The sequence below is a fragment of the Halomicrococcus pelagicus genome (assembly GCF_051917725.1).
In the GTDB taxonomy this organism is placed as follows: Archaea; Halobacteriota; Halobacteria; order Halobacteriales; family Haladaptataceae; genus Halomicrococcus.
In genome coordinates, this window is sequence record NZ_JBQBLX010000001.1 from 341,187 (window position 1) to 353,079 (window position 11,893).

At 69.2% G+C, this 11,893-nt stretch carries 16 protein-coding genes; 9 read left to right on the plus strand and 7 right to left on the minus strand.

Features of this window, described 5'->3' with window-relative positions:
* The 6 genes from ACTF4R_RS01850 to ACTF4R_RS01875 all read right to left on the minus strand — a co-directional run bounded on the left by ACTF4R_RS01850 (nt 1) and on the right by ACTF4R_RS01875 (nt 5,055).
* Nucleotides 1–165 carry a hypothetical protein gene (locus ACTF4R_RS01850; RefSeq protein WP_433623959.1) on the minus strand — a complete coding sequence of 55 codons (165 nt, stop codon included), beginning with the start codon at nt 163–165 and terminating at the stop codon, nt 1–3.
* A gap of 142 nt (nt 166–307) precedes the next feature.
* Entirely contained in the window at nt 308–541 is a 234-nt protein-coding gene (locus tag ACTF4R_RS01855) for a hypothetical protein (RefSeq protein ID WP_440005794.1), read from the minus strand.
* Nucleotides 542–618: 77 nt separating this feature from the next.
* Nucleotides 619–2,313 carry a Na+/H+ antiporter gene (locus ACTF4R_RS01860; protein WP_440005796.1) on the minus strand — a complete coding sequence of 565 codons (1,695 nt, stop codon included), beginning with the start codon at nt 2,311–2,313 and terminating at the stop codon, nt 619–621.
* 261 nt (nt 2,314–2,574) lie between these two features.
* Entirely contained in the window at nt 2,575–3,171 is a 597-nt protein-coding gene (locus ACTF4R_RS01865) for an NUDIX hydrolase (RefSeq protein WP_440005798.1), read from the minus strand.
* Nucleotides 3,172–3,241: 70 nt separating this feature from the next.
* Entirely contained in the window at nt 3,242–4,033 is a 792-nt protein-coding gene (locus ACTF4R_RS01870; RefSeq protein WP_440005799.1) for an ABC transporter permease, read from the minus strand.
* Nucleotides 4,030–5,055: an ABC transporter ATP-binding protein gene (locus ACTF4R_RS01875; protein WP_440005801.1), complete on the minus strand. Its 1,026-nt coding sequence runs from the start codon at nt 5,053–5,055 to the stop codon at nt 4,030–4,032. Before ACTF4R_RS01875 ends, ACTF4R_RS01870 begins: the two co-directional genes overlap by 4 nt.
* A gap of 134 nt (nt 5,056–5,189) precedes the next feature.
* On the opposite strand from ACTF4R_RS01875, the gene ACTF4R_RS01880 reads away from it, so the two are divergent.
* The 9 genes from ACTF4R_RS01880 (at nt 5,190) to ACTF4R_RS01920 (ending at nt 10,609) form a co-directional block, all read left to right on the plus strand.
* Nucleotides 5,190–6,014, plus strand: coding sequence for an NAD(+)/NADH kinase (locus ACTF4R_RS01880; protein WP_440005802.1), 825 nt, complete (start codon nt 5,190–5,192; stop codon nt 6,012–6,014).
* 111 nt (nt 6,015–6,125) lie between these two features.
* A complete protein-coding gene (locus ACTF4R_RS01885) occupies nt 6,126–6,839 on the plus strand; it encodes an NRDE family protein (protein WP_440005803.1) in 714 nt (237 codons plus the stop codon).
* A 25-nt stretch (nt 6,840–6,864) separates the two neighbouring features.
* On the plus strand, nt 6,865–7,215 hold the full coding sequence (locus ACTF4R_RS01890) for a helix-turn-helix transcriptional regulator (protein WP_113275538.1): 351 nt from the start codon (nt 6,865–6,867) through the stop codon (nt 7,213–7,215).
* A 132-nt stretch (nt 7,216–7,347) separates the two neighbouring features.
* Complete coding sequence (locus tag ACTF4R_RS01895; protein ID WP_433623976.1) at nt 7,348–7,731, plus strand: DUF7971 family protein; 384 nt, start codon at nt 7,348–7,350, stop codon at nt 7,729–7,731.
* The gene (locus tag ACTF4R_RS01900; protein WP_440005806.1) at nt 7,728–8,243 is read left to right on the plus strand and encodes a hypothetical protein; all 516 of its coding nucleotides are present in this window, start codon (nt 7,728–7,730) and stop codon (nt 8,241–8,243) included. Before ACTF4R_RS01895 ends, ACTF4R_RS01900 begins: the two co-directional genes overlap by 4 nt.
* Nucleotides 8,244–8,544: 301 nt before the next feature.
* Nucleotides 8,545–8,814, plus strand: coding sequence for a ubiquitin-like small modifier protein 1 (locus ACTF4R_RS01905; RefSeq protein WP_113275541.1), 270 nt, complete (start codon nt 8,545–8,547; stop codon nt 8,812–8,814).
* Nucleotides 8,815–9,069: a MoaD-like domain-containing protein gene (locus ACTF4R_RS01910; RefSeq protein WP_440005808.1), complete on the plus strand. Its 255-nt coding sequence runs from the start codon at nt 8,815–8,817 to the stop codon at nt 9,067–9,069.
* Between the two features lie 6 nt (nt 9,070–9,075).
* Nucleotides 9,076–9,465 carry a DUF8048 family protein gene (locus ACTF4R_RS01915; RefSeq protein ID WP_440005810.1) on the plus strand — a complete coding sequence of 130 codons (390 nt, stop codon included), beginning with the start codon at nt 9,076–9,078 and terminating at the stop codon, nt 9,463–9,465.
* Between the two features lie 31 nt (nt 9,466–9,496).
* Nucleotides 9,497–10,609 (plus strand): M48 family metallopeptidase, encoded by a 1,113-nt coding sequence (locus tag ACTF4R_RS01920; protein WP_440005811.1) that lies wholly within the window; start codon nt 9,497–9,499, stop codon nt 10,607–10,609.
* Here the strand turns inward: ACTF4R_RS01920 and ACTF4R_RS01925 are convergent.
* A complete protein-coding gene (locus ACTF4R_RS01925; RefSeq protein WP_440005813.1) occupies nt 10,545–11,783 on the minus strand; it encodes a trans-sulfuration enzyme family protein in 1,239 nt (412 codons plus the stop codon). The two genes, ACTF4R_RS01920 and ACTF4R_RS01925, sit on opposite strands and share 65 nt — an antisense overlap.
* Nucleotides 11,784–11,893 lie beyond the last annotated feature (110 nt).

Sequence of the window (11,893 nt, forward strand, 5' to 3'; positions counted from 1 at the left end):
TCAGGCCGGCTCGACGATGATGTCGCCGTCGCGCTTCTTGAAGACGAGGCGGTCGCCCTCCTCTACTTCCTGGTCGTCCGCGGCGAACTCCTCGCGGACGGCCTTGATCAGGCTGATCCGCCACCGCTGGGTCACCGTCGTCGTACCGAGTATCTGCTCTGCCATGTATCGTCCACTCGTGATTCGGCATTATTAGACATTCTTAGCTATTCCGACGATATAGTCTAGATGGACAACTCGCTCGTCTGCGGCTTCTGACGCGGTCTCGCGGGTGAACGACGGTGGCTGGCGACGGCGCGCCCGACGCCTACGACCGCGTCGCCGCGGCCCGAGACAGCAGCGTCGTCGCGTCGACCGCGACGTCGGTGCTGTCACAGGCCGGACACCGGGCCGTCAGCGACCACTCCCGTTGCCGGCAGCGGTCGTCGGGCTCCGCGTCCGGGGATGCCCCCGAGTTCGCGGGAGCGTCGAGCGTGACGAGCGCCGCGAGGTCGACCAGCAGGACGAACGATCCGGCGTGTCCGCAGTTGTTACAGCTCATGGATTGTCGGACCGACTGGTGCGTTCGACGCGTCGGCCGTGCCGGAGTGGTTCCGTCCCCGTACTTGAAGGTTCGGCTCAGTCGTCGGCCGCCGGTCTCGTCTCCAGACCGTACTCGGCGGCGCGCGTGCGCCAGAACTCCTCGTACCCCTCGTGGTCGGGGTCCTCGCGGACCGTGCTCTCGCCCACCTCGATGCGGTCGAGTTTCATGTTCACCTCCTCGATCAGGCGTTCGCCGACGTCGTCGCTGATGACGCCGGACCGCATCGCGTCCATGATGGCGCTCTTCTCCTGTTTGAGGACGCGACGCTCGCCGACGAGGAGCTCCTCGTGGCGTATCTCGGGGTTCTCCCGGAGGAGCTGGGAGATGGTGTCGTTGAGGTCCTCTTTCTCGCGCTCGTACTCGCCCCGGAAGTCCTCGTACACGTCGGGTGGGAGGTCGCCCTGGTCGTGCAGGCGCTCGGCGGCCTCCAGCGCGGAGTCGACTGCGCGGGCGCGACCGGTGAGCAGTTCGTACAGCTCTTCGGCCTCCGACCGGGTGACGATTCCGAGCCGGTCGAGCAGGTTCCCCATCGTGAGGCCCTGGACGACGAGGCTGAAGGCGGCGACGCCGAACACCATCGAACGCAGTTCCGTCTCCCGGGGGAAGTCGCTCGGGAGTCCCAGCACGAGCGCGATGGGGATGGAGGCGTGCAGGCCGCCCCAGACCATCACGTGCTGGTACTCCAGCGGCACCTTGCGGCCGTCGAAGTAGTTCGCGAGCGCCGTCGACGGGTAGACGATGACGGCGCGAACGACGACCGTCAGGACGATGGCGACGAGGATGAGCTGCCAGTTGTCTATCATCTGGGCGATGGGCGTCTTCGCGCCGATGAGGACGAAGATGAGAGTGTTGACGAGGAAGGCCGCAGTGTCCCAGGTGTTGAACACCGATATCTTCGTCTGCGGACTCATCGCGTACTCCGCGCCGCGGTTGCCGATGAACATCCCCGCGGTGACCGTCGCGATGACGCCGCTGACGTGCAGGTAGTGTTCGGCGAGCATGAAGCTGCCGTAGGCGAGGATGAGCGTCAGCACTATCTCGGTCATGTGCTCGTCGAGGTTGACCATCACGCGGTAGACGACGTATCCCGCGGCGAGTCCGACGAGCATACCGCCGACGCTGGCGACCACGATCTCGACCGTCGCGTCCCCGACGGTCCCCAGCGTCGCCAGTTCGCCGAGGTCGGTGGAGGGGTCGGTCTCCGTTATCAGCACGAAGAGCGTCGAGAAGACGACGACGCCGACGCCGTCGTTGATGAGGCTCTCGCCCTCGACGAGGGTGGCGAGGCGCTCTGGCGCGCCGAGTTCCTCGAACAGCGCCAGCACCGAGACGGGGTCGGTCGGGAGGACCATCGACGCGAACAGCAGCGAGAGCAAGAGCGGGTAGCCGAAGGCGTAGCTCCCAAGCCACCCCAACAGGAGGATGGACAGTATCAGCCCCGGAACGGCCAGCGTTATCACCGGTCCGAGGTTCTCCCGGAAGCTCTCGAGGTCGGTCGTCGCCGCGCCCTCGAACAGCAGCGGCGGTAACAGCACGAGCAGGATGAGGTCGTGGGAGAGCGCGATGTCGATGTGGATGTCGAGAATCGAGACGCCCAGTCCGGCGAGCAACAACGCGATGGTGTAGGGGAACCGGCCGATTTTCGCGACGAACACGCCCACAGCCGCTGCGATGATGAAAACTTCGAGCAGGTTGATGAGCCCCGTCGTGATTCCGGTCGGTGCAGCCATTACCGAACGTTTCGCGTGAGAGCCATTAAAGTCGCATCATCCGGAATCTGCCCTGAGCGCTGGTGACAGCCCGGAAACCACTCTGCGCCGTGATAGTGGTGAACCGTCGCACGCTTTGGGGACGGAGCCTGGACTGCAGCGGCCGCTCGTGGTCGTCGCGAACGGCGATCTCCGCGACTCCGGGTCAACGAGTCGAGTTGCGAGAGAACGGCACCGAATCCCCGCCGGAGCGGTCGATTCGTCGCCGATGGGCGGACTCCGTCACTCGTCCGGCCCGAACGCGTCGTAGTAGAGCACCGCGAGTACGGTCCGGCCGTCTCGAACCTCGTCGTCGGCGACCGCGTCGCGAAGCGCGTCGAACGTCGTCGTCTCCGGTCGGATGCTCTCGTTGTGGTCCAGTTCCTGTTCGGCCGTCGGCGTGCAGCCCCGGGCGACGAAGTAGTGCAGGACCGAGTCCGCGATGCCGTTGGCGGGCTCGACGGTGGTGAGGTGGTCGACGGTCTCGGCCTCGTACCCCGTCTCCTCGGCGAGTTCGCGGCGGGCCGCCGCGTCCAGGTGCTCGTCGTCCGGTTCGACGCCGCCGACCGGTAGGCCGCGCGAGACCCGCGAGACGGCCTGTCGCCACTCCTCGATGACCACCACGTCGCCGTCCGACGTGAACGGGAGGACGACGACGCTCTCGGGTTCGGAGAGGTAGTCGAACTCCGTCTCCGCGCCGTCGGCCATCCGCACGTCTTCGTTCACCACGTCGAAGCCGGGGCAGGAGTAGACCACCTCGGCGTCGAGCGTCTCCCACGCGAGCGAGTCGTCCGGGGCGGTCGCGTCGTCGACCGCGTCCGGGTCGTCTTCGGCTGGCATGTGCGGGCGTTGGCGGCGTCGCGAGAAAGGGACACCGGTCGCGGTCGCGGTCGCGGTCGAGTGCGGGGTATCAGTCCGTCAGGCCGTACCCGCGCCGGAACAGGGCCACGTCGAGCGCGACGACGGCGACGGTCATCGCCGACAGCACGGCGAGCGACACCGTCGGGTCGACCTCGGAGACGCCGAGGAAGCCGTACCGGACGCCGTTGACCATGTACACCATCGGGTTGAGCAGCGAGAGCTCCTGGTACGGCGAGGGGAGTTCCCGGATGGAGTAGAACACGCCGCCGAAGAAGACGAGCGGGCGGACGATGAACTGGTTCATCATCGTCAGGTTGTCCCAGTCGTCCGCCCAAAGCCCGCCGACGACGCCGATGCTCGAGAACAGCACGGTGATGACCAGCGCGAACGCCACGAGGTAGAACGGCTGGACACTGGCGAGGTCGACGTGCGTGAAGAACGCGCCGACGACGGCGATGAGCGCGCCGACGAGCAGTCCCCGGGTCGCGCCGGAGACGATGTAGGCGGCGACCATCCGCGAGTACGACATCGGCGACGTGAGCGCCTCCTCGATGTACTCGTTCCAGCGACCGTGGAAGATGGAGAACGAGGAGTTCTCGAAGGCGTTCGCGATGGCTCCGAGGACGACCAGTCCGGGCAGGATGTAGAGGATGTAGGGAATCGACTGGCCGCCAGCCCGTACGCTCCCGACGCGCCCGCCGAGGATGACGCCGAACACGGAGAAGTAGAGCACGTTCGTCACGAACGGCGGGACGAACGTGTTCCGCGGCCGACGCAGGAATCGCAGTATCTCGCGCTTCGTCAGCGTCTTGAACCCCGTCAGCCCCGAGACGAGACTCATCGACGCTCACCTCCGTCGCTGGCGACGGTGGCCGCTTCGGTCGCCCGCTCGTCGGCCTCGTCGTCTCCCGCTATCGTCGCGTCGTCCTCGCGAGTCATCTCCACGAACACCTCCTCGAGCGACGTGCGCGAGATGTCGAGGTCGACTATCTCGTGGCCGGCGCGGTCGAGGTCGCGCACGAGGTCCGGCGCGACCAGTCCGCCCTGGCGCGCGGTGACGACGAGGCGGTCGCCGTCCAGTTCGACCGACTCGACGTCGTGGTCGTCGCTCGCGGTCGCGGCGAGCGCGTCGAGGTCGGGCGCGGTCGCCGGCGGGTCGCGCAGCGTGACCGTGATGCGGTCCGGCCCGCGCTCCATGAGGTCCTCGGGGGTGGCGACCGTCAGCAGGTTGCCCGAGTCGAGGATGGCTACCTCGTCGCAGAGGCGCTCGGCCTCCTCGATGTAGTGGGTGGTCAGCAGGACGGTCGTCCCACCCTCGTTCAGTTCGGTGATGAGGTCCCAGAGGTCGTGGCGCAGTTGCACGTCCACGCCCGCGGTGGGTTCGTCGAGGATGAGCAGGTCCGGGTCGGTGATGAGCGCCCGCGCGAGCATGAACCGCCGCTTCATCCCGCCGGAGAGCCAGTCGAAGCGCGTGTTCCGCTTCTCGTAGATGCCGACCCGCCGCAGGACCTCGTCGGCGCGCTCGCCGGCCTCCTCCTCGGGGATGCCGTGATAGCCGGCCTTGTGCTGGAGCACCTCCCGGATGGGGAAGAATCGGTCGACGTTGAACTCCTGGGGCGCGAGACCGATGAGGTCGCGGGCCTGCTGGTAGTCGTCTTCGACGTCGTGACCGAACACCTCGGCGCGGCCTCCGCTCCGCCGAACGAGGCCGACGAGGATGTTGATGAACGTCGTCTTGCCCGCGCCGTTCGGCCCTAGCAGTCCGAAGAAGCTCCCCGCCGGAATCGAGAGCGTGACGCCGTCCAGCGCCTGCACGTCGTCGTAACGCTTCCGCAGATCCTCGGTTTCGATGGCGGCAGTCATTCGGTCCCGCTAGTCGCCTGGTCGCGTTAAGGGCGTTGATGGCGGCCGGTCGCGGTCGGGCATCGTGGCGGTCGCGCCCGAACGACGAGCGGTCGTCGGCGGGTTTTTGGGTCGCGGGGGAGAACTGCGACGTGATGCACGTCGGAATCGTCGCCCAGCGGGGGAACGACAGGGCCGCCGACCTCGCCTCGCGCCTCCGCGAGACGCTGGAGGCGGAAGACGTCGACATCTGGGTCGACGAATCGACCGCGGAGCAGATCGACGCCACCGGCGTCGACGTGGACCGGATGACGGAGTGCAACCTCGTGGTGAGCATCGGCGGCGACGGCACCTTCCTGTTCGCGGCCCGCGGCGCCGGCAGCACGCCCATCCTCGGCGTCAACCTCGGCGAGGTGGGGTTCCTGAACGCCGTCAGGCCCGACGAAGCGGTCGAGGAGGTGTGCTCGGAGGTGGCGACGTACCGCGAGACGGGTGCGATTCCCTCCCGCAAGGCCCCCCGGCTCGTCGCCTCGGGAGACGGCGACTGGTCGACGCATCCGGCGCTGAACGAGATATCCGTGCAGGGCGCACAGCGCGGCCACGGTCAGGGCGGCGAGTTCGAGATTCGCGTCGGCGACACCACGTACGACGCCGGCCACGCCGACGGCGTGCTCGTCTCGACGCCGACCGGGAGCACGGCGTACAACCTGAGCGAGGACGGACCGCTGGTCAACCCCGACGTAGACGGCCTGGTGATAAATCAGATGTGCGCGACCGACCCCATGCCGCCGCTGGTCGTCGACCTCGACGAGGACATCGAGATTCACGTCTCGGAGACTCCGTACGCGGTCGTCAGCAGCGACGCCACCCGCAGGCAGGTCGCGGTTCCCGAGACGGTCAGCGTCTCGCTCACACCGGAACCGGCCCGCATCGCCGGCCCCTCGGCGGACTTCTACAAGGCGCTGGAGAAACTGGACTAGCCTCGGCGGGGGCGTCCGCCGGTCCCGGCGCGGGCCGCCGAGTCGGTGCCTGGGGCGCGGAGTCCGCCGACCGACGAACCACTTTAACCGTCGGCGACCCTATCTGAACTCGTGTGTACACTCATCGTCGCGTGGCAGGTGTTCGACGATGCGCCGGTCGTCGCGGCCGCGAACCGTGACGAAGCGCTCTCGCGACCCGCGCGTCCGCCCGCCGTCATCGACCGGAGTCCGACCGTCGTCGCACCCCAGGACGAGGAGGCGGGCGGGACGTGGATCGGTTACAACGAGGAGGGCCTGTTCGTCGGCGTCACGAACCGCCGGACCGACCTCGACGGTGTGCGCTCGCGGGGGCTGCTGGTCCGGTCGGCGCTCGCCCGCGCGTCGGCGGACGAGGCGGTCCGGTACGTCGAGAACGAACTGGCCGACCGCGAGTACGCGGGGTTCAACCTCTTCGTCGCCGACGCCGACGCCGCGACCGTGATGGAGTGGGACGGCGTCCTCCGGACGAGGCACCTCGACCCCGGCGTCCACGTCGTCGTCAACGACGGCCTGAACGACGCCGCGTCGAAGGCCGAGCGCATCCGCGAGGCGGTTCACCCTCACCGCGGCGGGTTGGACCACGACGAGAGTCTCGACGAGTGGATGGCCCACGCCAAGGACGTGCTCGCCGACCACGACGTCGGCGCGTGCGTCCACGGCGACGGCTACGGCACGCGGTCCTCGTCCATCGTCGTCCTCCGGGCCGACGGCGGGGCGACCTACGAGTTCGCCGACGGGCCGCCCTGCGAGACGGCGTATCGCGACGCCGCGGAAGGTCAGCTTTAAACCGCCGCCGATACCTGTATAGGATATGAGCACGGCTACGTCCGAGGAGGACCTCACCGAGGACGAACGCAGGGGTCTGGAACTCGTGCGCGAGACGGGCGGCATCCACCAGAGCGACTTCTGGAAGGAGATGGACGTCTCCTCGCGGAAGGGGAGTCGAATCATCGAGTCGCTCGTCGAGAAGGAGATGGTCCAGCGCGAGGAGACCGTCTACCAGGGCCACAACACGTACTACATAACGCCCGCCGCTCGCGACCTCGACTTTTCGCTCCTCATGGCGGGCGACATGCTCTCGCCGTTCATCGGCGAGGAGGAGATAGACCCCGAGAGCGACGCCTTCTCGCAGTGGATGATGAACCTCGCCTACGAGGAGTAGTTCGCCCTCGCACGCCGGCGAGACGCGAGTCGTCCGAACGGTCCCGGCCCGCACCGTCAGCGCTCCCTGGCGCGACGAACGGCGTCCGTTTCCGGGCGAGAGTTTTTGAACCATAACGCCCAACGCCACGCCATGGACGAGATAACGCTCTTCGTACCCGAGACCATCGTCGAGTCGCTTCCCGAAGACGGCGGGGACGCCGAACAGGACATGCGGCGGGCGGTCGAGGGCTGGGAGGCTCGACTGAACCGCCTCCGCGAGGAGACCGACGGCGACGAGGAGGTCGCCAGCGCCGTCGTGGACGTGCTGGAGCGATTCGAGGAGCGCTGGGAGCAGTACGACGACTTCGTCGCGGAGCTACGCGCCTGGGGACAGTCGCCCATCTACGCGATGGCGTGGCGCGACCTGATGGGGTCGCTCGTTCGCCAGCTGTACGACCACGAGGAGCTGGCCGAGCGCGTCGACCGCGAGCGCCACGCCCGCCTCGTCAGCGACGGCATCCGCCCCGGCAAATGAGCGACGGGGGACCGACCGAGGACCCGCCGGACGCCGAGGACGACGCACCGCTCTCGCGCGTCCGCCGCGCGAAGACCGAGCGGGCGGCTCGGCCGCCGACGCGCGGTCTCGACGCCGGCGCTGTGGCCGTCGGTCTCGTTCCCGCCCTCGGCGCGAAACTCGCCGCTGCGCTGCTGTCGCTGCTGCCGCTCCCGGGACTCACCGACGTCGCGGCGCTCGCCAGCACGCTGGCCATCCCGCTCGGCGGGTACGTCGCGGGACGCTACGCCGGCACGGGCGACGCTACTCGCACGGGAGGAGACCGACGCCGCGGCGCGCTTCACGGCGCGCTGGCGGTCGCCGGAACGCTGGTCCTGACGGGGGTCGGCGCTGTCGCCGTGGCGACGCGGCCGCTGGCGGCCGTCCGGGCGATTCTCGTCGCGGACGCCGGCGGCCCCGGTCTCCTCGCGGCAACAGTCGTCGCACTCGTGACCGCCGGCGGCGTCGCCGGTGCGCTCGCGCGGCGGCCGTGAGGGCCGCGGGCGTCAGACGGCGGCGAGGACGAGCACCCAGAACCCGAGCGAGACGACGCCGGTGACGACGAACCCCTTCCAGAAGTCCTCGGTCGGCGGCAACGGTGTGTCGTTTCTGTGAGCCATCTTCTCGTTCCCTCCCTGGAACTCGGGAGGGAGAAAGCTTGAGCTTCGATGCGCCGCCTTTTATGAGGGGTTGCGGCGATAGCGGGCCCGAACGACCGCCGGGAAGACGAAACGCTGTCACGGTGGCGGGATGCCACCGACCGGGATTTATGTCGCCGGCGTCCGAGGAGTCGGTATGGACCTGACGCTGCGGTTCTTCGCCAACTTCCGCGAGGCCGTCGGTCAGAAGACGCTGGAACGGGAGTACCCCGACGACGCCACCGTCGGGGACGTCCTCGAATCGCTGGTCGAGGAGTACGACCTCGACCTCTTCGAGGACGGCGAGATGCGCGACCAGTTGAGCATCATGAAAAACGGGACCGACGTGGTCCACATCGAGGGCCCGGAGACGTCGCTCTCGGACGGCGACACCCTCTCCGTGTTCCCGCCGGTCGCGGGTGGGTAGATGCGCCGCGAGAAGTCCTTCCGCGGCATCTCGAAGCGACTCGCCCGGAACTACCTGGAGAATCTGGGCGGCGAGGTGCGGGACGACGGCGACGTCGAGGGCGACGACTGGCGGGCGTCGCTGTCCGCCGAGAAAGTGAACATCGGACCGAGCGTGGAACTGACGGAGGTGACGGTCGTCTTCGAGGGCGACGAGGACGCTCTCGACCCGCTGGTCGAGGAGTTCTCGCAGAAGGCGATGCGCGCCGGGGGGTGACGGGACGTGACGGGCGACCCCCACCCCGTCGACGGGCAGGTCGTCCTCCTGGCGGGCGCCAAGGCCAGCGTCCCGCTCGAACGGATTCCCGACCTGCTCGAACGCGTACAGGCCGACCTCGGCCCGCGCCTGGACGCCGTCCGCCGCCGGTTCGAGTGCGTCCACGAGGACGGCGAGCGCGCCGTCTTCCTCGTCCCGGACGACCACTGGCGGACGGTCGGCGACCGTCTGGACTTCGGCCGACGGGAACGCGACGCCGTCCGCCGGGCGCACGAGGAGCAACTGCTGCGTCTCGGCAGTCGAGAGGACCGACGCGAGGAGTTCGCGTCGGCGCTGGAGTTGCGGACGGCCGTCGTGGTGGGCCGACGGGATGGCTCCGACGCGCCGGAGCGGTAGATTGAATCCCCGGGCGTGAGACGGAGCGGGCGTGTACTCCGCCGTCGTCACGGTTCTCGCCCACGCGACGCTCGCGCTGGCGAGCTACGGCCTCGCCGGCGCGCTGGCGGCTCGCGTCGCCCGGACGCAGGCGTCACGGGTACGGACGGCGGCGCGCCTGCGAACGCTCCGGCGCGCCGGCAGCCTCGTCGGCGGGAGCGGAGCGGTCGTCGTCTCGGAACTCTCGGGAGTCACGCCGTTCGTCGCGGGAACGCTCCCCGCGGGCATCGCCGGCACCGCCTACGGCGCGGTGCTCGTCGCCTGCGTCGTCTTCCTCGGTCCCGTCCTGCTGGTCGTGATCGCGGTCGACCTCGCCGTTCATCCGTACCGGCGCGAGGTGCGGCCGGTGGACGCGACCCGTTCGGACGTGGTTCGCTGGTTCCTCGCCCGCGTCCCGGCGATGCCGCTCGCGGTCGGGGTCGCCGCGGTCGTCGTCTGGGTCGCGCCCGCCGGGTGGGGCAGGGTGGTCGCCGCACTCGCCGTCGCCGTCGCGGGTGCCGCCGGGATGCCCGTCCTGCTCTCGTACGTGCTGCGCGCTCGCCCGCCGACGCCCGGCGAGTGCGCGTCGCTCGCCGACCTGCCCGACGACGTGCGCGTTCGCGTCGTCCCGGACGCCACCCGGGTCGGCGTGGCGTTCGCGGCGGGCGTCGCTCCCGGCGCTCGCTACGTCTTCCTCGCGGAATCGCTGTTCGACGTGCTCGGTCCCGCTGAGCGGCGGGCCGTGCTCGCCCACGAACTCGCCCACCACCGGCGAGGACACGTCGCGCTCCGGGTCGTGCTACCGATGTGTCTGCTCGTCCCGCTCGTCGCGGCGGTCGAGTTTCACGTCGACGGCGCGTTCGCCGCGGTCCTCGTCCTCTCGCTGCCGGCCGCCGTCGCGCTGTTCCGGGTCGTCCGGTGGACGGAGTACGACGCGGACCGCTGGGCGGCCGACCGCGCCGGGGCCAGCGCGCTGGCCGGCGCGCTCTCGGAACTGGCCGACCGCAAACTCGTGCTCGCGGGACCGGGGCGGCATCTCGGCGCTTTCGCCTCCCACCCCTCTATCGAGAGGCGCGTCGCGCGCCTCGGTCGAGCGCCTCCAGGGCGGCGTCCAGGTCCGCGATGAGGTCGCGGGGGTGTTCGACGCCGGCCGACACCCGGAGCAGCGAGTCGGTGATGCCGAGTTCCGCGCGCTCCTCGGGCGACAGCGGCGAGTGCGTCATGCTCGCGGGGTGCTCTATCAGCGACTCGACGCCGCCGAGACTGACCGCCAGTTCGAACGCCTCCAGTTCCGCGACGAACCGCTCGACGTCGGCGAGGTCGCCCGCGAGTTCGAACGACAGCACGCCGCCCGCGCCGTCCATCTGCCGCCTCGCGAGGTCGCGCTGGGGGTGCGATTCGAGCCCCGGGTAGTACACCGTCTCGACGCGGTCGTGTTCGTCGAGGAACGCGGCGATTTCGGCGGCGTTGGTCTCGTGCTGTCGCATGCGCAGCGGCAGCGTCTTCAGGCCGCGCAGCGTGAGGAAGGCGTCGAACGGCGCGAGCACGTTCCCCATCCCGACCTGCTGGAGGAACCCGATCTCGTTCGCGAGGTCGTCGTCGTCCGTGACGGCGACGCCGCCCAGCGAGTCGCTGTGTCCGTTGAGGTACTTCGTCGTGCTGTGGACGACCACGTCCGCGCCGAGGTCGAGCGGGCGCTGGAAGTACGGCGAGAGGAAGGTGTTGTCCACGCCGAGGCGGGCGTCGGCGGACGCCGCAATCGAGGCGATGGCCTCGATGTCACAGAGCCGGAGCAGGGGGTTCGTCGGCGTCTCCATCCAGACGAGTTCCGTCTCCTCGCGGACGGCGTCGGCGACGTTCTCCGGGTCGCGGGCGTCGACGAAGTCGACCGCCACATCGAGGCGGTCCCGGAACAGTTCCTTCAGCATGGTGTTCGTCCCGCCGTAGAGGTCGTCGAACGCGACGACGTGGTCGCCGGGTTCGACGGTCGCCGTGACCGTCGCGACGATGGCCGACGTGCCGGAGGCGAAGGTCATGGCGTGGTCGCCGCCCTCCAGTGCCGCCAGTCGCTTCTCAAGGGCGTGGCGCGTCGGGTTTGCCAGCCGCGAGTAGAGGTACTCGTTGTCCTCGGGGTCGAGGTCCTCGAGGGCGGTGTCGGGGTCGATGCCGGGCACCTCGTACGTCGACGAGAGGTGGACGGGCATCGTCACGTCGCCCGCCCGCTCGTCGTGCGACGGTTGCTCGCCGTGGGTCACCGCCAGCGTCTCGAACCGAGGGTCCGCGTCGGAGGGGTCGGTCATGCCACCGGTCCCTTCGGCATCCTAACTTAGTATCTTTCGATGCGGCAGGTGTTGCCATGCGCCGAGAGAATCGCGCTCGCACACGAATTATCGCCGAACATCGTCCGACA

Bases quoted from the DNA above. Each gene is read 5' to 3' on its own strand.
- ACTF4R_RS01880 (WP_440005802.1), top strand. From the start codon at position 5,190: ATGCACGTCGGAATCGTCGCCCAGCGGGGGAACGACAGGGCCGCCGAC.
- ACTF4R_RS01925 (WP_440005813.1), bottom strand. From the start codon at position 11,783: ATGACCGACCCCTCCGACGCGGACCCTCGGTTCGAGACGCTGGCGGTG.
- ACTF4R_RS01910 (WP_440005808.1), top strand. From the start codon at position 8,815: ATGCGCCGCGAGAAGTCCTTCCGCGGCATCTCGAAGCGACTCGCCCGG.
- ACTF4R_RS01850 (WP_433623959.1), bottom strand. From the start codon at position 165: ATGGCAGAGCAGATACTCGGTACGACGACGGTGACCCAGCGGTGGCGG.
- ACTF4R_RS01860 (WP_440005796.1), bottom strand. From the start codon at position 2,313: ATGGCTGCACCGACCGGAATCACGACGGGGCTCATCAACCTGCTCGAA.
- ACTF4R_RS01890 (WP_113275538.1), top strand. From the start codon at position 6,865: ATGAGCACGGCTACGTCCGAGGAGGACCTCACCGAGGACGAACGCAGG.
- ACTF4R_RS01875 (WP_440005801.1), bottom strand. From the start codon at position 5,055: ATGACTGCCGCCATCGAAACCGAGGATCTGCGGAAGCGTTACGACGAC.
- ACTF4R_RS01905 (WP_113275541.1), top strand. From the start codon at position 8,545: ATGGACCTGACGCTGCGGTTCTTCGCCAACTTCCGCGAGGCCGTCGGT.
- ACTF4R_RS01895 (WP_433623976.1), top strand. From the start codon at position 7,348: ATGGACGAGATAACGCTCTTCGTACCCGAGACCATCGTCGAGTCGCTT.
- ACTF4R_RS01865 (WP_440005798.1), bottom strand. From the start codon at position 3,171: ATGCCAGCCGAAGACGACCCGGACGCGGTCGACGACGCGACCGCCCCG.
- ACTF4R_RS01870 (WP_440005799.1), bottom strand. From the start codon at position 4,033: ATGAGTCTCGTCTCGGGGCTGACGGGGTTCAAGACGCTGACGAAGCGC.
- ACTF4R_RS01900 (WP_440005806.1), top strand. From the start codon at position 7,728: ATGAGCGACGGGGGACCGACCGAGGACCCGCCGGACGCCGAGGACGAC.
- ACTF4R_RS01855 (WP_440005794.1), bottom strand. From the start codon at position 541: ATGAGCTGTAACAACTGCGGACACGCCGGATCGTTCGTCCTGCTGGTC.